The organism is Serratia sp. SA088, from assembly GCF_049065515.1.
In the GTDB taxonomy this organism is placed as follows: domain Bacteria; phylum Pseudomonadota; class Gammaproteobacteria; order Enterobacterales; family Enterobacteriaceae; genus Serratia; species Serratia nematodiphila.
On sequence record NZ_JBAKGW010000001.1, the window covers coordinates 423,431 to 442,093 of the forward strand.

The 18,663-nt window shown below is 63.4% G+C and carries 19 protein-coding genes; 16 read left to right on the forward strand and 3 right to left on the reverse strand.

What is annotated here, in order from left to right; all coding sequences use genetic code 11:
• The first annotated feature begins 169 nt into the window (after window positions 1-169).
• From ACOWVD_RS02050 to ACOWVD_RS02095, 10 genes are all read left to right on the forward strand, one after another.
• The gene (locus tag ACOWVD_RS02050; RefSeq protein ID WP_164094855.1) at window positions 170-1,177 is read left to right on the forward strand and encodes a 3-oxoacyl-[acyl-carrier-protein] synthase III C-terminal domain-containing protein; all 1,008 of its coding nucleotides are present in this window, start codon (window positions 170-172) and stop codon (window positions 1,175-1,177) included.
• Window positions 1,174-2,190, forward strand: coding sequence for an NAD(P)-dependent oxidoreductase (locus ACOWVD_RS02055; RefSeq protein WP_325994461.1), 1,017 nt, complete (start codon window positions 1,174-1,176; stop codon window positions 2,188-2,190). The genes ACOWVD_RS02050 and ACOWVD_RS02055 overlap by 4 nt, the downstream gene beginning before the upstream one ends.
• Entirely contained in the window at window positions 2,183-2,989 is an 807-nt protein-coding gene (locus tag ACOWVD_RS02060; protein ID WP_164094857.1) for an MBL fold metallo-hydrolase, read from the forward strand. Before ACOWVD_RS02055 ends, ACOWVD_RS02060 begins: the two co-directional genes overlap by 8 nt.
• Window positions 2,986-4,272, forward strand: a complete 1,287-nt coding sequence (locus tag ACOWVD_RS02065; RefSeq protein WP_421105403.1) for a F390 synthetase-related protein — start codon at window positions 2,986-2,988, stop codon at window positions 4,270-4,272. The genes ACOWVD_RS02060 and ACOWVD_RS02065 overlap by 4 nt, the downstream gene beginning before the upstream one ends.
• Window positions 4,269-4,886, forward strand: a complete 618-nt coding sequence (locus tag ACOWVD_RS02070; RefSeq protein ID WP_164094859.1) for a phosphatase PAP2 family protein — start codon at window positions 4,269-4,271, stop codon at window positions 4,884-4,886. Before ACOWVD_RS02065 ends, ACOWVD_RS02070 begins: the two co-directional genes overlap by 4 nt.
• Window positions 4,883-6,016 (forward strand): sterol desaturase family protein, encoded by a 1,134-nt coding sequence (locus tag ACOWVD_RS02075; protein WP_421105405.1) that lies wholly within the window; start codon window positions 4,883-4,885, stop codon window positions 6,014-6,016. The genes ACOWVD_RS02070 and ACOWVD_RS02075 overlap by 4 nt, the downstream gene beginning before the upstream one ends.
• Window positions 6,009-7,091 carry a fatty acid desaturase family protein gene (locus tag ACOWVD_RS02080; RefSeq protein WP_049240557.1) on the forward strand — a complete coding sequence of 361 codons (1,083 nt, stop codon included), beginning with the start codon at window positions 6,009-6,011 and terminating at the stop codon, window positions 7,089-7,091. The genes ACOWVD_RS02075 and ACOWVD_RS02080 overlap by 8 nt, the downstream gene beginning before the upstream one ends.
• Window positions 7,088-8,173, forward strand: coding sequence for an acyl-CoA desaturase (locus tag ACOWVD_RS02085; RefSeq protein WP_049240555.1), 1,086 nt, complete (start codon window positions 7,088-7,090; stop codon window positions 8,171-8,173). The genes ACOWVD_RS02080 and ACOWVD_RS02085 overlap by 4 nt, the downstream gene beginning before the upstream one ends.
• Window positions 8,174-8,279: 106 nt before the next feature.
• A complete protein-coding gene (locus ACOWVD_RS02090; RefSeq protein WP_004934623.1) occupies window positions 8,280-8,504 on the forward strand; it encodes a hypothetical protein in 225 nt (74 codons plus the stop codon).
• A complete protein-coding gene (locus ACOWVD_RS02095) occupies window positions 8,501-8,767 on the forward strand; it encodes a hypothetical protein (protein ID WP_033632804.1) in 267 nt (88 codons plus the stop codon). Before ACOWVD_RS02090 ends, ACOWVD_RS02095 begins: the two co-directional genes overlap by 4 nt.
• Before the next feature lie 9 nt (window positions 8,768-8,776).
• On the opposite strand, the gene ACOWVD_RS02100 is transcribed toward ACOWVD_RS02095, so the two are convergent.
• From ACOWVD_RS02100 to ACOWVD_RS02110, 3 genes are read right to left on the reverse strand one after another with little or no spacing between them, the layout of a single operon-like run.
• Complete coding sequence (locus ACOWVD_RS02100) at window positions 8,777-8,929, reverse strand: DUF2474 domain-containing protein (protein ID WP_082996692.1); 153 nt, start codon at window positions 8,927-8,929, stop codon at window positions 8,777-8,779.
• A 14-nt stretch (window positions 8,930-8,943) separates the two neighbouring features.
• Window positions 8,944-9,951 (reverse strand): cytochrome d ubiquinol oxidase subunit II, encoded by a 1,008-nt coding sequence (gene cydB / locus ACOWVD_RS02105; RefSeq protein WP_004934617.1) that lies wholly within the window; start codon window positions 9,949-9,951, stop codon window positions 8,944-8,946.
• Between the two features lie 2 nt (window positions 9,952-9,953).
• Window positions 9,954-11,354, reverse strand: a complete 1,401-nt coding sequence (locus ACOWVD_RS02110; RefSeq protein ID WP_004934615.1) for a cytochrome ubiquinol oxidase subunit I — start codon at window positions 11,352-11,354, stop codon at window positions 9,954-9,956.
• 144 nt (window positions 11,355-11,498) lie between these two features.
• Between ACOWVD_RS02110 and ACOWVD_RS02115 the strand changes: the two genes are divergently transcribed.
• From ACOWVD_RS02115 to ACOWVD_RS02140, 6 genes are all read left to right on the forward strand, one after another.
• On the forward strand, window positions 11,499-12,917 hold the full coding sequence (locus ACOWVD_RS02115) for a PLP-dependent aminotransferase family protein (RefSeq protein WP_421105406.1): 1,419 nt from the start codon (window positions 11,499-11,501) through the stop codon (window positions 12,915-12,917).
• 187 nt (window positions 12,918-13,104) lie between these two features.
• Window positions 13,105-14,760, forward strand: coding sequence for an ABC transporter substrate-binding protein (locus ACOWVD_RS02120; RefSeq protein ID WP_421105480.1), 1,656 nt, complete (start codon window positions 13,105-13,107; stop codon window positions 14,758-14,760).
• A gap of 48 nt (window positions 14,761-14,808) precedes the next feature.
• Window positions 14,809-15,765 (forward strand): ABC transporter permease, encoded by a 957-nt coding sequence (locus ACOWVD_RS02125; RefSeq protein WP_004934604.1) that lies wholly within the window; start codon window positions 14,809-14,811, stop codon window positions 15,763-15,765.
• A 4-nt stretch (window positions 15,766-15,769) separates the two neighbouring features.
• Window positions 15,770-16,720, forward strand: a complete 951-nt coding sequence (opp4C, locus tag ACOWVD_RS02130) for an oligopeptide ABC transporter permease (protein WP_004934600.1) — start codon at window positions 15,770-15,772, stop codon at window positions 16,718-16,720.
• Entirely contained in the window at window positions 16,717-17,703 is a 987-nt protein-coding gene (locus ACOWVD_RS02135) for an ABC transporter ATP-binding protein (protein ID WP_306377499.1), read from the forward strand. The genes opp4C and ACOWVD_RS02135 overlap by 4 nt, the downstream gene beginning before the upstream one ends.
• Entirely contained in the window at window positions 17,693-18,661 is a 969-nt protein-coding gene (locus ACOWVD_RS02140; protein WP_049240550.1) for an ABC transporter ATP-binding protein, read from the forward strand. The genes ACOWVD_RS02135 and ACOWVD_RS02140 overlap by 11 nt, the downstream gene beginning before the upstream one ends.
• Window positions 18,662-18,663 lie beyond the last annotated feature (2 nt).

The following is an 18,663-nucleotide window of genomic DNA, read 5'->3' on the forward strand; positions in this document are numbered from 1 at the left end:
TGTTACGCTTATGCTTGCGCCGACGGACGTCGGCCCGTGGTAGCCGATAACAAGAGATACCGCCTTGATGAAAGGCATTTTGGGATATAAAAACCGGGGATGATCCGCGTGGCCTTCGCGCCGTGCGGGATAATCGCTTTATGGATAGTCAGGTTAATCAATAACAATAATGACCACTCAATTTCGCTCACCCGAGCCGCTGCCTCTGAAAATCATCGCCACCGGGGCTGCCTTGCCGCCCAACCGCGTGGCTTCTTCTTCGCTCGATGCCCGCCTGGGGAAACCGGCCGGTTACGTTGAAAAACGCTCGGGCATCGTTTACCGCTATCATGCCGCCGACGACGCCAGCCAGGCCGAACTCGCCGCCGCCGCGCTGCAAGACGCGCTGGCTCGCAGCGCCCTCCCGGCAGCCTCCATTGACCTGCTGATCTCCGCCTCGGCGATTTCGGTGCAGGCGCTGCCGTGCACCGCCGCGCATATTCTCAAGGTGGCGGGGCTGGCGCCGGGCACGCCGGGCTTCGACATCAACAGCAGCTGTGTCAGCTTTATCTCTGCGCTGCAGGTGGCGGCGGGGCTGCTGAACGCCGGAACGTATCGACGCATCGCCATCGTCTCGGCGGATCTCGCTTCACGCGGCATCGACTGGCAGCACGAAGAGTCGTCGCTGATCTTCGGCGACGGCGCCGCCTGCGCCATCGTGGAACGCGGCGACGGCGCCAGCGGCATCCTCGCCAGCCTGGTGGAAACCTATCCCGCCGGCAGCGAACTGTGCGAAATCCGCGCCGGCGGTACGCGTCGCAACCCGCGCGCCGGCATGTGCGAGCAAGACTTCCTGTTTCATATGCAGGGCAAGCCGCTGTTCCGCCAGGCGTCGGCGCTGATTGAGGATTACCTCGACCGGCTGCTGAGCGCCAGCGGCCTGACCCTGGCGCAGATCGCCACCGTGGTGCCGCATCAGGCCAGCCATTTGTCGCTCGAACATATGCGCAAGCGGCTGCATGTCTCCAGCGAGGCGCTGGTGGATATCTACCGCCACCACGGCAACCAGGTGGCGGCCTCTATCCCGACCGCGCTGCATGCCGCCGTGACCACCGGGCGCTTTAACCCCGGCCAGCCGGTGATGCTGATCGGCACCGCCGCCGGGCTGGCGCTGGCCGGCATGGTGTTGCTGCCATGAGGGTGCTGGTGACCGGGGCGACCAGCGGGCTGGGGCGCAACGCGGCGGAGTGGTTGCTGGAGGCCGGGCATCAGGTGCGCGCCACCGGCCGCGATGAGCGGGCCGGCGAAGCGTTGCGCCAGCTGGGCGCCGAATTTTACTCGCTCGATCTGGCGCAGGCCACGCCGCAGCAGTGCCGGGAGCTGGTAACCGACTGCGAGTGGGTGTGGCACTGTGCGGCCAAGTCTTCGCCCTGGGGCAGCAAAGCGGAATTTCACCGCATCAACGCCGCGGCGACGGACAAGCTGGCGGAGGCGGCCGGGCGCTGCGGCGTGCGGCGCTTCGTGCATATCTCCACGCCGGCAATCTACTTCGATTTTCAGCCGCATTACGATCTTGACGAAGGTTACCGCGCCCGGCGCTTCGCCAATCACTATGCCGCCAGCAAGTATGCGGCCGAACAACGCCTGTTGGCGCAGGCGAAGATCTATCCGCAAACCACCTACATTATGCTGCGGCCGCGCGGCCTGTTTGGCCCGCACGATCGGGTGATCGTGCCGCGGCTGTTGCAGCAGCTCGAACGCGATCGCGGCGTGCTGCGGCTGCCCGGCGGCGGGCAAGCGCTGCTGGACCTGACCTTTGCCCCCAACGTGGTGCACGCGATGGACCTGGCCAGCCGGCAGCGCGGGTTGCCGTCCGGCGCCGTTTACAACATTACCAACCACCAGCCGCAGTGGTTGGCGGAGATGCTGGATGCGCTGCTGCGTCAGGAACTGGGGCTGCGCTACCGGCTGCAGGCCGTGCCCTATCCGTTGCTGCATACGCTGGCCGGCGGCATGGAGCTGTGGGCGACGCTGAGCGGCAAGGAACCGCTGCTGACGCGCTATAGCGTGGCGGCGGTGCATTTTGACATGACGCTGAGCCAGACCCGTGCGATCGAAGAGCTGGGCTATCAGCCGCGTTATTCGATGGAAGAGGGCATTCGTCTGACCGGTGAGTGGTTGCGGCGGCAAGGAGGCGGACAGCATGGCTAAGGTCACCGTTTTTGAAGTGGGTTACTGCACGCATATCGGCTGCATGGCGCTGCGCGGCGCCGGGTTCCGGGTGTGCAAATTCCCGGCGCGCGCCTATCTGCTGGAGGTGGGGGAGCGCCGCTGGCTGTGGGATACCGGCTACGCGCATTATTTTCAGCAGCACACGCAGTCGGGGGTGTTCAGCCTTTATCGCCGCATGACGCCGGTCTATTTCGATCCCGCCGAGTCGTTGGCGCATCAGCTGCGCGAAGCCGGTTACGCCGAGGGGGATATTCAGGCGCTGATCGTCTCGCATTTTCACGCCGATCACATCGCCGGGCTGCAGGATTTCAGCCAACTCGACTTTATTTGCTCCGGCGAAGGCTGGCGGCAAACCCGCGGGCTGCGCGGTTTCGCGGCGCTGAAGCGCGCCTTTATTCCCGGCCTGATCCCGGCGGATTTCGAGAGCAACCTGCAGTTTATGGAAGCTTTTCCCTCTGTGGCGTTACCCGCGCTGCTGGCGCCGTTCGAGCGTGGCTATGCGCTGCCGGGCAGCGAAGGGCAGATCGTGCTGGTGCCGCTGCCGGGGCATGCGGCCGGCCATATCGGCGCCTTTATTCTCACCGACGCCGGCTGGACGCTGCTGGCCAGCGACGCCGCCTGGTCGCCGCAGAGTTACCAGACGCTGCGCGGGCCTTCGCGCCTGGCCAATCTGGTGATGGACGATGCGGTGGTTTACACCCGCACGCTGGAGCGGCTCAACCAGCTGTGGGCGGGCGGCCAGGTCAACATTTTGCTGTGCCACGAGGGGGACCTGTGATCCCGTTCATGACCCTTTGGCACTATTTCCGCGCCCGGCGCCTGCGCTTTGGCGATCGTACGGCGCTGGAGGCGCATCAGGCCCGGCAGCTCGCGGGCTTTGCCCGTCGGGTGCTGAGCAAGAGCCCCTATTTTCAACGCTTCAGTCGCCGGCCGTTCGCCGAATGGCCGCAGATGGACAAGGCGCTGATGATGGCGCAGTTCGACCGGATGAACACCGCCGGGCTGCAGCGCGATGCGGTGCTGGCCTGCGCGCAGCGCAGCGAGGCGGATCGCGATTTCACGCCGAAGATCGGGCGCTACAGCGTCGGATTGTCGTCCGGCACCTCCGGGCAGCGCGGCGTGTTTGTCGTCAGCCCGCGCGAACAGCAGGTGTGGGCCGGCGGCATGCTGGCGAAGATGCTGCCGGACGGTCTGTTGGCCGGCGAGCGCGTTGCGCTGTTTCTGCGGGCGGACAATAATCTCTATCACAGCGTGAACAACCGTTGGCTGAGCCTGGCGTTTTACGATCTGCTTGCACCGTTCAGCGAGCATTTGCCCGCATTGGAACGGCAGGCGCCCAGCATCATCGTGGCCCCGGCGCAGGTGCTGCGCGCCTTGGCGCTGGCGGTGCTGGCCGGGCAGGTGAAGTTGCCGGTCAAAAAAGCGATCTCGGTGGCCGAGGTGCTTGAAGAGCAGGACCGCCGCCTGCTGCTGCAGGTATTTCCGGCGGTCGGCGAAGTGTATCAGGCCACCGAAGGATTTCTTGCCGCGACCTGCGCGCACGGTACGCTGCATCTGAACGAAGAGTTTTTGCATATCGAACCGCAGTGGATCGACGAACGGCGTTTTACGCCGTTGATCACCGACTTTACCCGCAGCACGCAGCCGATCGTGCGTTATCGGCTGGATGATGTGTTGGTGCTGCGCAAGGAGCCTTGTCCGTGCGGGCAACCGACGCGGGCGATCGCCCGCATCGAGGGGCGGCGTGACGATCAGCTGATGCTGCCCGATGCGCAGCGGCAACCGCAGGCGGTGTTCGCCGATGCCTGCAGCCGGACGATCGCCAATGCACTGCCGTTAACCAGCGATTACCGGCTGATCCAGCATGGCGAACGGCGGTTGGAATTGATTGCCGATTGCAGCCAGTCTGAATTGGCGCACTGCCAGGCGCAGCTGATCGCGCTGTTCGCTCGCCAGGGCATCGCCACCGAGCGCCTCGAATGGCGGTTGACGGCGCAGGCGGTGCTGCCGCAGTTCGATCGCAAGCGGCGGCGCATCGTGCGTCAGGCGGAGGAAGCATGAAAAATACGCTGTTCAGACTAGGGCACATGTTGCTCGGCTGGGGGACGGTCGGGGTGGTGTATAGTCTGACCGATCGCCTGCAGGGGGCGGGAACCCTGTTGCCGCCGTCGGCGCTTGACCGGGCGATCCCGTTCAACCCGGCGGCCATATGGCTCTACCTGTCGTTCTTCCTCATCGTCCCGGCGGGCTATCTGCTGGCGCCGCTGCAGCGGATCACATGGCTGACGCGGGCGATGCAGCTCACCGCGCTGGGCGCCGGGGCGGTTTACCTGCTGTGGCCGACCACCATAGCCTATCCACAGAACGATGGCGTCGGGATCAGCGCGCAGCTGCTGGCGGCGTTAACCCAGGTGGATTCGCCGCAGAACTGCCTGCCTTCGTTGCATATGGCGCTGACGGTGCTGGCGGTGTGGGCGCTGAGCGACGGCGAGCGCAAAGTGCGCACGGCGTTGTGGATGCTGTGGGGCGCGGCGATCGCGTTCTCGATTCTGCAACTGCGCCGCCATTTGTTTGTCGATTTGGCCAGCGGCGCGCTGCTGGCGCTGTTTGCCGGCTGGCTGGCCCTGCGCATGAAAACCCTGCGCAGGCGCGTGGTTAAAGGAGAAATGGGATGAGCGATCTGGCGTTGCCGATAGTGTTCATGCTGTTCATCGTGGTGGCCGAGGCGGTGGCGCTGCAGTGGGGGCGTCGCGAGCCGGTCAACTGGCACGATCTGGTGTTCAACCTGAATTCCGGCCATATCATGCTGTGGCTGTTCCGCGGGTTGGAGATCACCTGTTACGGCTACGTGGCCGCGCATTTCAGCCTGGGGCTGCTGGACGCCTGGCCGCCGCTGTTGATGTGGCTGTTCGCTTTGCTGGCGTGGGACTTCGGTTTCTACTGGCTGCACCGTCTGCATCATCGTTTCCGCCTGCTGTGGGCGGTGCACGTGGTGCACCATCAGGGCGAGCATTTCAATCTGTCGCTGGGGGTGCGCAACTCCTGGTATTCGTCGTTGACGTCGATCCCGTTCTTTTTGCTGCTGGCGCTGGCGGGCGTGCCGCTGTCGGTGTTCGTTGCGGTCTCTATTTTTCACTACAGCATCCAGCTGTTTAACCACAATGCGCTGACGCCGAAGCTTGGCGTGCTGGAAAAAATCCTGGTCACGCCGGCGCATCACCGAGTGCATCACGTCAAGGACATGGCCTATTCCAATAAGAACTTCGGCGGCAGCTTTATCTTCTGGGACAAGCTGTTCGGCACCTTCTGCCCGGCATTGCCGACCACGCCGTTCAGCTACGGCGTCGGCGGCGACAGGCCGTCCGCCAACCCGTTCTGGGCGAGCAATCTGCCGTTCCTGCGCTATTTCCGTCTGGCCTGGCGCCCGGCGCCGGGCCGGCCACGCGACCGCCGTTCGGCGCTCAGCGTCTTCAGCGGCGCCATGCTGTTGTTCTCGCTGGTGGTCGGTTACGTCTACCAATACGGTTACGGCTATAGCGGCATCAGCTGGCCGCAAATGGCGCTGTTGGCGCTGCTGGCGTTGGGATCGGTGGCGCTGGGCGGCATGACGGAAGGGCGGCGGTGGGCGAGTGCCGTCTGGCTGCTGATCGCGCTGGGCATGCCGCTGCTGTTTATCGGCTATCTCGGTTGGCCGCAGCGCTATTGGCATATCGCCATGGCCTCCGTGGCGTTGCATGCCCTGTGCGTCGCGTTGGGCTGGGGAAGAGTAGCCGCACCGGCCGCCGTGGAGGAACCGCATGGCTGAATCATTGCCGCCGCTGCGTTTTCCCGCCGATGGCGAACAGGCCTTCCACCGCGATCTTAAGCGCGCGGCCCACGCCTGTCTGGCGGGCGATCATCGCTATGCCGATGCCGCGCGATTGGCCAAGGCCGCGCTGTTGCTGGCGTTGTGCGTCGGGTTTTACGCGCTGAGCCTGCTGCAGCATCAGCCCTGGGCGTTTTTCCTCTGCTATTTCCTGTTCGTGACCATGGGCATGCTGCTCAATGTCAACGTCAACCACGATGCTTCGCATAACGCTTTCCTGCGTGCGCCCTGGGCCAATCGGCTGGTGGGGCGGTTGGTGACGCTGCCGCTGGGCGTCGATCCGGACTACTGGCGCACGCGGCATGTGGATTACCACCACGTTTACGCCAACGTCGAACATTACGACCTGGATACCGAAGAGAACGGCTTTTTCCGCCAGACACCGTTCCAGCGCTGGCGACCGCATATGCGTTATCAGCATCTGTACTGGCCGCTGATCGCCGCGCTCTCGCTGCCCTATATCGCCTGGATTTTCGATTGGTCCGATCGGCTCGATAAAACGCCGCTGCGGGAAAAACGCGTGCTGGCGGGGCGCGGCGGTTGGGCGCTGTTCGTGCTGTGCAAGCTCGCGCATCTGGCGCTGGTGCTGGTGGCGCCGCTGGTCGTGGGCCACTTGCACGGCATCGGCTGGGGCTGGGTGTTGCTGGCCTACGCGCTCAGCCAGATGTGCGCCTCGCTGCTGGTGGTGTTCTTGCTGCTGGGCACCCATTGGGCGCAGGCCGAGTTTTACCCGGCGCCGACGGGCGACAGCATGCCGCAAGGCTGGTATCGGCACAATTTCGCCACCGCCTGCGACTGGCAGCCCGAACCGCGCTGGCTGGAGCATCTGACCGGCGGGCTGAACTATCACCTGACGCATCACCTGTTCCCCGGCTGGAATCATCGCCATTATCCGGCGCTGGCCGCTGCGGTGGCGGAGGTGGCGCAGCGGCACGATATGGCGTACCGCTGCATCGGCTATCGCGAACTGCTGGCGCAGCAACAGCGCTTCTTGCGCCTTATGGGACAGCCATGAAACCGCTGCGTCCGTTAGCCTATCGGCGCGACGACAACGGGTTGCACCGCGCGCTGATGCAGGCCGCCCAGCATTATCTGGCGACCCACGGCGATCACCGTTTCGCCGACGGCGGCATGCTGGCGAAGGTGGCGCTGCTGTTGGCGCTGTGCGGTCTGTGTTACGGGCTGAGCCTGCAGCAGCATAACGGCTGGGCGTTTTTCGCCTGCTATTTCGGTTTTATCTTTATCGGCATGTTCCTGACGGTGAACGTGGTGCACGATGCCTCGCACAACGCGTTTTTCCGTCGCCCCTGGGCCAACCGCGGGTTGAACGCCCTGGTGAGCGTGCCGCTGGGGTTGGATCCCGACTGTTGGCGCGTGCGGCATGTGCTGTTCCACCATGCCCATAACAACATCGAACATTACGATCCCGACATCGACGCCAACGGCGTGCTGCGGCAAACGCCGTTCCAGCGCTGGCGGCCCTTTATGCGCGCGCAGCGTTACTATTGGCCGCTGGTGGCGGCGCTGACTTTTCCGTACTACATCTGGCTGTTCGATTGGTTGGACAGGGCGGGCCGCACCCGCGTGGCAGCGCGCATGGCGCAGCAGGGCGTACGCGGCTGGATCGGGTTTCTGGCGGGGAAGGCGGCGCACCTGCTGCTGGCGCTGGCGATCCCATGTTGGCTGCTGCCGCCGGCTATCGGCATCGGGCAAATTCTGCTGGTCTATTTGCTGAGCCAGATGCTTTCTTCACTGCTGTTCGTGATGCTCATCATCGGCACACACTGGGCCAAGGCCAACTTCTACCAGGCGCCAGAACAAGGCGCAATGCCGCACGGCTGGTATCATCATGTGTTCGCCACTACCTTCGACTGGCTGACCCGGCCGCGCTGGCTGGGGTACTGGCTCGGCGGGGCGAACCTGCATTTGACGCATCATCTGTTCCCGCACTGGAGCCACCGCCATTACCCGGCGTTGAGCCGCATTATCGGCGAGGTGGCGCCGCGTTTCGGCATCGACTACCGGCTGCTTGAGCTAGAGGAAATGTTGCGTCTGCAGCAACGCTTCCTCAGCGCGATGGGGCGCAAGCCGCACTAGCGTTGCATGCGGGTTATGCGAGGCGTTACGCAGTTCACTAATTGAACGATATTTACCCTTCCAGTAGACTTTCCCCTGGTGAATCAACGGCCACAGGAGGTGGAGTATGCGGAGTTTACCGATTCGGTTATCCAATGAAATCGACGACAGTTTGAACGATATTGCCCGGCGTCACGGGATGGCCAAAACCGACGTCATACGCCTGGCGTTTGCTTTAATGACGATTGCCGACCGTGAGTGGATGAAACAGGATGGTTCCCGCCTCGGTATCGTGCGTGAAAGCGACGAGGGGCTGGAGGCAGTCGCCGTGGTGGTGGGGATTTTTCCATGAAGCCGCAACATGAGCGCCCGCAGCTCGATGCTGAAAGGTTGTATTTGGATCCTTCGCTGGTCTTCGACGAAATGGAGCGGCTGCGCCTGGCGCGCCAGGTACTGTGCGGGATATTTGCGGTCAGCGTGGGCGTCTTTGCCGCCCACGCGTATTGGGACAAAAACGAAGCGCTCGGTCAAGTGTTCGAGCTGGTGAAGATCGGCGCCTTGCCGCTGGTCACGCTGGTGGTCTCTTTTTACTTTCCCAACAGCGCGTCCAGATAAGGCGCCGCGTTAATGCGACTTCATGCCCGCCGCGGTCATCAGCAGGCGGAACAGTGAGGCGACCACGAACAGCCCCAGCACGCTGGCGCTCCAGATGATCACCAGCCAACCGATGCGTTTCCACCAGGGCGCCGGAACGGCGGCTGCCGTTTTATCTTGCATAGCGTCCTCCCTCCTCAGTGATAGCCGTGCTCATGGCTGATCTTGCCGCGGAACACGTAGTAGCTCCAGAAGGTGTAGACCAGGATGATCGGGATGATGAACAGCGCGCCCACCAGCATAAAGCCGAGGCTCTGCGGCGGCGCGGCGGCGTCCCACAGGCTGATGGCCGGCGGGATCAGGTGCGGCCAGATGCTGATGCCAAGCCCGCTCAGGCCGAGGAACACCAGCAACAGCGTCAGCATGAACGGCGAGTAGTGCGCGCCGCGTTTCACCCCGCGCTGAATGCCCCAGGCGCTGAGCAGCACCAGCAGCGGCACCGGCAGCAGCCAGAACAGGTTCGGCAGCGTAAACCAGCGGGCGGCGATTTCCGGATGCGCGATCGGCGTCCAGATACTGACTGCGGCCAGCACCAGCAACAGGATCGCCAGCAGCGGCGTCGCCAGGTAATACATGCGCGCCTGAAGATCGCCGGCGGTTTTCATCACCAACCAGGTGCAACCGAGCAGGGCGTAGGTTACCACCAGCCCCAGCCCGCAGAACAGCGCGAACGGCGTCAGCCAGTCCAGCGCGCCGCCGGCGTAGGTGCGGCCTTCGACCGGGAAACCGTTGATCACGGCGCCCACCACCACACCCTGGCTGAAGGTGGCGAAGAGAGAGCCCCAGATGAACGCTTTGTCCCAGATATGGCGCTTCTGCGGCGTCGCCTTGAAGCGAAACTCGAAGGCCACGCCGCGGAAAATCAGCCCGATCAGCATCAGCGTCAGCGGGATCGCCAGCGCGTCAAGGATCACCGAGTAGGCCAGCGGGAAGGCGCCGAACAGCGCCGCACCGCCCAGCACCAGCCAGGTCTCATTGCCGTCCCACACCGGGGCGACGGTGTTCATCATCAGATCGCGATCGCCGCTCTCTTTCACCCACGGAAACAGGATGCCGATGCCTAAATCGAAACCGTCCATCACCACATACATCATGGTGCTGAACACGATGATCACAAACCAAATCAGCGGAAGATCGATACCCATGTTCAGCTCCTGTCGTCCAGAGTGTCGTTGACCGCGGACAGCGGACGCGCCGGGCGGCCCTCGGTATTGTCTTCTTGGTGCTCATGCGGCTGCGGCCCTTTGCGGATCAGGCGCATCATGTAGGAGTAGCCCACGCCGAATACCGAGCAATAGACGATGATAAACGCCAGCAGGCTGATGCTCATGTGCAGATCGCCGTGCGCGGAGACCGCATCCTTGGTGCGCAGCAGGCCATACACCACCCACGGCTGGCGGCCGATCTCGGTGGTGAACCAGCCCGCCAGCAGCGCCAGCAGTCCGGATGGGCCCATCCACAGAATGAAGTACAGGAACGGGCGCGACTGATAGAGCCCGCCGCGCCAGCGCAGCCACAGGCTCCACACCCCGGCCAGGATCATCAGCATGCCCAGCCCGACCATGATGCGGAACGACCAGAACACCACGGTGGAGTTGGGGCGATCCTCCGGCGGGAAGGATTTGAGCGCCGGCACCTGCTCGGTCAGGCTGTGCGTCAGGATCAGGCTGCCGAGATAGGGCACCTCCAGCTTGAAGCGGGTCTCTTCACGCTGCATGTCCGGCCAACCGACCAAGATCAGCGGCGTGGCTTCGCCCGGCGGGTTTTCCCAGTGGCCTTCGATGGCGGCGATCTTCGCCGGCTGGTGTTTCAGCGTATTCAGGCCGTGCGCATCGCCGATCAGCGCCTGCACCGGCGCGACGATCAGCGCCATCCACATCGCCATCGACAGCATCTTGCGCATCGCCGGCGTATCGCGGCCGCGCAGCAGGTGCCAGGCGGCCGACGCGCCGACGAAGAACGCCGAGGAGAGGAAGGCGGCGGTGGACATATGCAGCAGGCGATACGGGAAGGACGGGTTGAAGATCACCTTCAGCCAGTCGACCGGCACCACCTGGCCGTTGATGATTTCGTGTCCCTGCGGGGTCTGCATCCAGCTGTTGGAGGCCAGGATCCAGAAGGTGGAGATCAGCGTGCCGAGCGCCACCATGCAGGTGGCGAAGAAGTGCAGCCCTGGGCCGACGCGGTTCCAGCCGAACAGCATCACGCCGAGGAAACCGGCTTCGAGGAAGAAGGCGGTCAGCACTTCGTAGGTCAGCAGCGGCCCGGTAATGCTGCCGGCGAACTCGGAGAAGAAGCTCCAGTTGGTGCCGAACTGGTAGGCCATCACCAACCCGGAAACCACGCCCATGCCGAAGTTAACGGCGAAAATCTTTGACCAGAAATGGTAAAGCTCACGATAGGCTTCATTGTGCGTTTTCAACCATAATCCCTCCAGCACCGCCAGATAGCTGGCTAAGCCGATGGTGATGGCGGGGAAGATGATATGGAAAGACACGGTGAAGGCGAACTGTATTCTGGCGAGTTCCAGTGCATCAAGACCCAGCATGGCGCCTCCTAGGGTTGAACATAAATTAACCTCTTGAGTATAGCTGTCATTTTTATGTGAAAAGCTTGGCGTGAAGTTAATCACGAAGTACAGTGACTATAATAGTGACAGTTATTTTACTTTTTCATATAACAGTTAATGGTTATGACCCGATACGAACAGCTTGCGCAGCAGATTAGAGAACAGATCCAGAACCGGGTGTGGCGGGCGGGCGACAAGCTGCCTTCGCTGCGCGAGAGCGGCAAACGCGCCGGATTAAGCTTGATGACGGTGGTGCAGTCTTACCAACTGCTGGAGAGCCAGGGGTGGATCGTCGCCCGGCCGCAGTCGGGTTACTACGTGGCGGCGCGCCCGCAGCCGCTGCCTCAGCCTTCGCGCGGCGAGAAACTGTTGCTGAGCGAGCAGGTGGACATCAACGCCTTTATTTTTGACGTGCTGCAGGCCTGCAAGGATCCGGACATCGTGCCTTTCGGTTCGGCCTTTCCCGACGCCACGCTGTTCGCCCAGCCGAAGCTGGCGCGGGCGCTGAGCAGCGTAGCGCGCAAGTTCACGCCGCACAGTTCGCTGGCCAACCTGCCGCCGGGCAACGACGCGCTGCGGCGGCACATTGCCCAACGTTATGCGCTGAGCGGCATGCAGGTTGCGCCGGACGAAATCGTTATCACCGCCGGGGCGATGGAGTCGCTCAGCCTCAGCCTGCAGGCGGTGACCCAACCGGGCGACTATGTGGCGATCGAGTCGCCGGCGTTTTACGGTGCGCTGCAGGCGCTGGAACGGCTGCGGCTGAAGGCGGTGGCGATCGCCACCCATCCGCAGGACGGCATCGATCTGGACGCGTTGCAACAGGCGGTGGAGCAGTATCCGATCAAAGCCTGCTGGCTGATGACCCACTTCCAGAACCCGCAGGGCGCCACCCTGCCGGAGGCCAACAAACAGCGTCTGGTGGCGCTGCTGCGCGAGCGGCAGATCTCGCTGATCGAAGACGATGTCTACGGCGAGCTGTACTTCAGCGCCGAACGGCCGCTGCCGGCCAAGGCGCTCGACAGCGGCGGCCAAATCCTGCACTGCTCGTCGTTTTCCAAATGCCTGGCGCCGGGTTTTCGCGTCGGCTGGGTGGCGGCGGGGCGTTATGCGCAGCAGATCCAGCGTTTGCAGCTGATGAGCACCGTTTCCACCAGCGTGCCGACCCAGATGGCGCTGGCGGATTATCTGCTGCACGGCGGCTACGACACTCACCTGCGGCGGTTGCGCCGCCTGCTGGCCCAGCGCCAAAGCGCGATGCGTCAGGCGATTGCCCACCATTTCCCGCCGACTGTGAAAGTCAGTCAGCCCGACGGCGGTTACTTCCTGTGGCTGGAGCTGGATCCGGCGCTGTCGTCGATGGAGCTGTACCAGCGGGCCCTTTCCCGGGGTATCAGCATCGCGCCGGGGCGCATGTTCACCACCGGCGACCATTTCAACCACTGCTTCCGTCTCAACGCCTCTTTTGAATGGAATGATCGCTTTGAAGAGGCGATCAAAACCTTAGCCAAACTTATCCGGGGGCTGGCGGCGGCCGGTTGAGCCGCGTTTTCCACGCCGCTTCGCCCCAGAAAAATTCATAATGCTTTTTTCGGCAATGGAATGCCGGTTTCGTTGTTAGACAGCCCTCCAGCCGCCCATTACTCTGCGATAAATTTTGTCACATTTTTATCAACGGGTAGACGAGGGGCAGTGGGTGAGTAGAATAAAAAACAAGCTAAACAAACTGTTGCGTTATCGGTTGACGCCGCTGGCGTTGATCTGCGCGCTGGGATTGAGCGCCGGCGCGCAGGCGGAAACGCTGGCCGAAGGCATCACGCCGGCCAGCGACGCCAGCCGGGTGCCAGCCGCCGCCAAGCTGCGCAAAGACACCGTGGTGGCGGGCATCTCGGAACCGCAGGGGATTTTCAACCCGTATCTGTTCACCAACGGCTGGGACGAGAACGTGACCGACGTGATCTTCAGCCGCCTGATCGGCCTGGACAGCCAGGGCAAGCCGGAAGGGCGTCTGGCGGAGTCCTGGCAGGTCAGCCCCGATAATCTGACCTACACCATCAAGCTGCGGCCGAATCTGGTCTACAGCGACGGCTCGCCGCTGAAGGCTGACGATATCGCCTTTACCCTGACGCTGTTGCACGATCCGGCCTATGACGGCGACACTGACATCACGCCGGCGCACATTCAGGGCGGCGCCGAGTATAAAAACGGCACCGCCGCCGGCATCAGCGGCCTGAAGGTGATCGGCGATCGCACCATTCAGATCGTCACCACGCAACCGGGCGCTACCACGCTGCAACTGATCGGCGGCCCGGTGCTGTCGCGGGCTTACTACGGCAAAAACTATCAGCGGGGCAAGCTCGACGGCGTGCGCGCCTTGAACGGCAAACCGCTCGGCAACGGCCCCTATATTTACGACAAGTACGTGCCGGGGCAGGAGATCCGCTTCCATGCCAACCCGAACTTCTACCTCGGTACGCCGCCGATGGCGCGCTTTATCTACCGCGTCACCAACCCGGCCACCAACTTCCAGCTGTTCCAGACCGGTGAGACCGACTACGACGCCTTTACCGCCAAGCCGGACGATATCGAACAGCTCAAGCTGCTCGGCTTCGCCAATATCAACCTTTACAGCTCGAGCGATTACAGCCGCATCGACTTCAACCTCAAGCGTCCGGCGCTGCAGGACAAGCGGGTGCGCCAGGCGTTGATTTACGGCCTGGATCGGCAAAAGCTGATCGCCGTGGTGTATCAGGGGTACGGCAAGGTCGCCAACCAGCCGATTTCGCCGATCTCCTGGGCCTATGACGCGAACGGCATCAATCCTTACGCTTACGATCTCGATAAGGCCAAAAAGCTGTTGGACGAGGCCGGTTGGCAGGTGGGCGCTGACGGCATCCGGCAGAAAGACGGTAAAAAGCTGGAGCTGACGCTGCTGGTGACCAAAAAGCTGATCAACGACGCGCTGGTGCCGATCGCCAAGGATAACTACCGCCGGCTCGGCGTGGTGCTGAAACCGCAGGTATTGGATTTCAACGCGCTGCTGGCGCAGCGCAAGGCGGGCAATTACGACCTGGCGTCTCTCAGCACCAGCACGCTGAACGATCCGCACGACGGCGTACGCGATTTCATCAGCCGCGAGAGCGAGACCGGCTATCACAACCCTCAGGTGGACGGGCTGATCGCCAAAGCCAATGCCACGCTGGATATCGCGCAGCGTAAGCCGCTGTACCATCAGCTGTATCAGGCGCTGGCGGACGATCCGCCGGTGATCCTGCTCGGCAACCGCGAGATTTTGAGCGCCAGCAGCGCGCGCGTCACCGGCTTTAAACCGGATATCTACAACGGATTGGTCGGCAGCCTGCCGAACGTCAAACCGGCGCCGTAACGCCCTGACGCCGCCGCGCCATTCCGGGCGGCGGCGATGGAACCCGCGATGAGAAATTTTATCCTGCGTCGTCTGCTGCAGACGATCCCGATGCTGCTGTTGGCTTCCTTGCTGATTTTTTGCATTTTCGCCCTGGCGCCCGGCGATTTTATCGACGGCAACATCAATCTGACCGCGCAACGCGCCGCCGAGCTGCGGGCGCTGTACGGGCTGGATCAGCCGTTGTTCAGCCGCTATCTGCACTGGCTTGGCCGGCTGCTGCAGGGCGACCTCGGCTTTTCACTGCAGTACCAGATCCCGGTCAGCACGCTGCTGAACCAATACATCTGGAATTCGTTCCTGCTGGCGGCGGTGGCGATGGTGTTGTATTGGGGCATCGCGCTGGCGGTGGGAGTGATCTCGGCGATGAAACCCTATTCGCTGTTCGATCATCTGATCACCGTGGCGGTGTTCGCCGCCATGTCGTTTCCGACGTTCTTCCTGTGCCTGTTGCTGATCAAATGGTTCGCCGTCGATCTGCACTGGCTGCCGGCGGGCGGCATGCTGCGCACCGGCAGCGAGGCGAGCGGGCTGGCCTGGGCGCTGGAGGTGGCGGCGCACCTGCTGTTGCCGGTGCTGGCGCTGGTGATGCTGCAGGCCGGCAGCCTGACGCGCTATTTCCGCGCCAGCATGCTGGAGGTGATCCGCATGGACTATATTCGCACCGCGCGCGCCAAAGGGCTCAGGGAGAAAACGGTGATCCTCAAACACGCGCTGCGCAATGCGCTATTGCCGATCATCACCCTGCTGGGGTTCGAGCTGCCGGGATTGTTCTCCGGCGCGCTGATCACCGAAAAAATCTTCAACTGGCCGGGCGCCGGACACATCCATATCGATTCGCTGGCGGCGCGTGATTACCCGGTATTGATGGGGTTCACGTTGTTTCTGGCCGCCTTGACCATTCTCGGCAATCTGCTGGCGGATATTCTGTACGCCTACGCCGATCCACGCATTCGCTTGAGGTAACACGATGTTGGCTACGTTGTTTTTCGGCCGCCGTCGCCGCTGGCGCCAGGCGCAACTGCCGGCGCTGGCGCAACTGTCGCCACCGCCCGCAGCGCAGGCCTGGCGGCGGCTGCGCCGCCACCGGCCGGCGATGATTTCGCTGGCGTTGCTGGTGCTGTTGGCGTTGCTGTGCCTGATTGGGCCGTCGTTGTCGCCGTGGCGCGACGATGCCGGCGATGTGCTGAATATCAATCAGGCGCCGAGCGGCGCGCACTGGTTGGGCACCGACTTTCTCGGCCGCGATATCTGCACCCGGCTGCTGCTGGCGGGGCGGATATCGCTGACCATCGGCCTGGTGTCGATGTTGCTGTCGGTGACGCTGGGCTACGTGCTGGGGGCGCTTTCCGGTTATCTGGGCGGCGTGGCGGACCGGCTGATCATGCGCTTCGCCGATCTGCTGATGACCATTCCCGGCCTGCCGCTGTTGATCATCATGGGCGCGATGCTGACCGAACTCGACGTGTCGCCGGACTACCGCATCTACATGGTGATGATCATGCTTAGCCTGCTGGGATGGCCGTCATTGGCGCGGCTGGTGCGCGGCCAGATCCTGTCGCTGCGCGAGCGGGATTTCATGCTGGCCACCGAGGTGCTGGGTCTCTCCACCCGGCGACGCCTCTTCGGCCATCTGCTGCCCAACACCGTACCGATTCTGGTGGTGGTGGCCACCATGGCGGTGGCCAACGCCATTCTCAGCGAATCGGCGCTGAGTTACCTCGGGCTGGGCGTGGTGCCGCCGACACCGTCGTGGGGCAACATGATGGACGCCGCCAACAGCCTGATCGACTTTCAGCGCCGGCCCTGGCTGTGGATGCCGCCGGGGCTGGCGATCTTCGTCACCGTGGTGGCGATCAATATCCTGGGCGACGGCCTGCGGGACGCGCTCGATCCGAAAATGAACGGAGTAACACGATGAGTCAACCGCTGGTGGCGTTCGACCGACTGTCGGTGTCGTTTCAGGGCGAGCAGGGGCCGGTGCGGGCGGTGCAGCAGGTCAGTCTGGAACTGCAGGCCGGGCAAACGCTGGGGATCGTCGGCGAATCGGGCTGCGGCAAAAGCGTGACCGCCATGGCGCTGATGGGGCTGTTGCCGCAGCCGCTGGCGCAGGTAGACGGCGGCGAGATTCGTTTTGAAGGACAAAACCTGCTGTCGCTGCGGGCGGCGCAGATGGCTGATTTGCGCGGCAACCGGCTGGCGATGATCTTTCAGGAGCCGATGAGCGCGCTCAATCCGGTGCTGACGCTCGGCGAACAGCTGCTGGAGCCGCTGATTCGTCATCTGGCCCTGTCGCCGAAAGCGGCCTGGCGTCAGGCGGTGCAACTGCTGGAGGAAGTGGGATTGGCGCGCGCGGAGGCGCTGATGCGCTGCTACCCGCACCAGCTTTCCGGCGGCATGCTGCAGCGCGTGATGATCGCCATGGCGATAGGGTGCCGGCCGGCGCTGCTGATCGCCGATGAACCGACCACGGCGCTCGACGTCACGGTACAGGCGCAAATCCTGGCGTTGCTGCGCGAGCAGAGCCGGCGACACAATATGGCGATGATCTTAATCACCCACGATCTTGGGGTGATCGCACAAATGGCGGATCGGCTGGCGGTGATGTACGCCGGGCGCGTCGTCGAGCAGGGAACGACGCGGGAAGTGCTGGCCGAACCGCGGCACCCTTATACTCAGGGGCTGATCGCCTCGCGGCCGGTGCCGGGGCAGCGGCATCGCCGTTTGTACTCCATTCCCGGCCAGGTGCCGGATCTGGCGCGGCTGCCTGAACACTGTGCGTTTGCCGAGCGTTGCGCGCAGGCCACCGCGCGCTGCCGCGACGGCATCCCGCCGCTGTACGGGACTCAGCAGCGCCAATCCGCCTGCTTCCTCAACGCCGGAGGGCGCCTGCATGTCGACTGAACCCTTGGTGGAAGTGAAAGGATTAAAGAAATATTTCCCGCTGCGCGACGGGCTGTTCGGGCGAACCACCGGCCAACTGAAGGCGGTGGACGACGTCAGCTTCAGCATTCGCAAGGGCCGCGTTTTCGGGCTGGTGGGCGAGTCCGGCAGTGGCAAAACCACCGTCGGCCGCACGCTGCTCGGCCTGCACGATAAAACCGCCGGTGAGGTGATGTTCAAAGGGCAGGCGCTGGATAGCCTCAGCAAAGACGCGCTGCGCGCCCTGCGGCCGAAAATGCAGCTGGTGTTTCAGGATCCGTACAGCTCGCTGAATCCGCGTCTGCGCGTGGGCGACGCCATCGGCGAAGCGCTGTTGCAGCATGGCCTGGCAAGCAAGGCGGAACTGCGCGAACGGGTGCTCGATACCCTGGCGATCTGCGGGCTGTCGCCGCAGCATTACGGGCGGTTTCCACATGAGTTTTCCGGCGGCCAGCGGCAGCGCGTCGGCATCGCGCGCGCGCTGATCCTGCAACCGGAATTTGTCGTCGCCGATGAACCGATATCGGCGCTCGACGTGTCGATTCAGGCGCAGATCATCAATCTGTTTTCCGATTTGCAGGAAAGGCAGGGGGTGACGCTGCTGTTTATTTCGCACGATCTCGGCGTGGTGGAGCATCTGTGCCAGGACGTGGCGGTGATGTATCTGGGGCAGATCGTCGAGAGCGCCGACCGCGATTCGCTGTTTCGCCAACCGCTGCATCCCTACACGCAGGCCTTGTTGGCGGCGGTGCCGACGCTGGATACGCACCGTTCGCCGGCGTGGGTGGCCGGGGGCGAAGCGCCCAATCCCGCCAACCCGCCGCGCGGCTGCCGTTTCCATCCCCGCTGTCCGCTGGCCACGGCGCAATGCCGTGAACAGGCGCCGCATCTGCGCAGCGTGGCGCCCGGTCATCAGGTGGCTTGCCACCTGGTCGGTTAGCG

Coding starts and splice junctions, on each gene's coding strand:
- opp4C (WP_004934600.1), top strand. CDS start 15,770: ATGTTGGCTACGTTGTTTTTCGGCCGCCGTCGCCGCTGGCGCCAGGCG.
- ACOWVD_RS02070 (WP_164094859.1), top strand. CDS start 4,269: ATGAAAAATACGCTGTTCAGACTAGGGCACATGTTGCTCGGCTGGGGG.
- ACOWVD_RS02095 (WP_033632804.1), top strand. CDS start 8,501: ATGAAGCCGCAACATGAGCGCCCGCAGCTCGATGCTGAAAGGTTGTAT.
- ACOWVD_RS02075 (WP_421105405.1), top strand. CDS start 4,883: ATGAGCGATCTGGCGTTGCCGATAGTGTTCATGCTGTTCATCGTGGTG.
- ACOWVD_RS02125 (WP_004934604.1), top strand. CDS start 14,809: ATGAGAAATTTTATCCTGCGTCGTCTGCTGCAGACGATCCCGATGCTG.
- ACOWVD_RS02140 (WP_049240550.1), top strand. CDS start 17,693: ATGTCGACTGAACCCTTGGTGGAAGTGAAAGGATTAAAGAAATATTTC.
- ACOWVD_RS02090 (WP_004934623.1), top strand. CDS start 8,280: ATGCGGAGTTTACCGATTCGGTTATCCAATGAAATCGACGACAGTTTG.
- ACOWVD_RS02115 (WP_421105406.1), top strand. CDS start 11,499: ATGACCCGATACGAACAGCTTGCGCAGCAGATTAGAGAACAGATCCAG.
- ACOWVD_RS02080 (WP_049240557.1), top strand. CDS start 6,009: ATGGCTGAATCATTGCCGCCGCTGCGTTTTCCCGCCGATGGCGAACAG.
- ACOWVD_RS02135 (WP_306377499.1), top strand. CDS start 16,717: ATGAGTCAACCGCTGGTGGCGTTCGACCGACTGTCGGTGTCGTTTCAG.
- ACOWVD_RS02060 (WP_164094857.1), top strand. CDS start 2,183: ATGGCTAAGGTCACCGTTTTTGAAGTGGGTTACTGCACGCATATCGGC.
- cydB (WP_004934617.1), bottom strand. CDS start 9,951: ATGGGTATCGATCTTCCGCTGATTTGGTTTGTGATCATCGTGTTCAGC.
- ACOWVD_RS02100 (WP_082996692.1), bottom strand. CDS start 8,929: ATGCAAGATAAAACGGCAGCCGCCGTTCCGGCGCCCTGGTGGAAACGC.
- ACOWVD_RS02055 (WP_325994461.1), top strand. CDS start 1,174: ATGAGGGTGCTGGTGACCGGGGCGACCAGCGGGCTGGGGCGCAACGCG.
- ACOWVD_RS02110 (WP_004934615.1), bottom strand. CDS start 11,354: ATGCTGGGTCTTGATGCACTGGAACTCGCCAGAATACAGTTCGCCTTC.
- ACOWVD_RS02050 (WP_164094855.1), top strand. CDS start 170: ATGACCACTCAATTTCGCTCACCCGAGCCGCTGCCTCTGAAAATCATC.
- ACOWVD_RS02085 (WP_049240555.1), top strand. CDS start 7,088: ATGAAACCGCTGCGTCCGTTAGCCTATCGGCGCGACGACAACGGGTTG.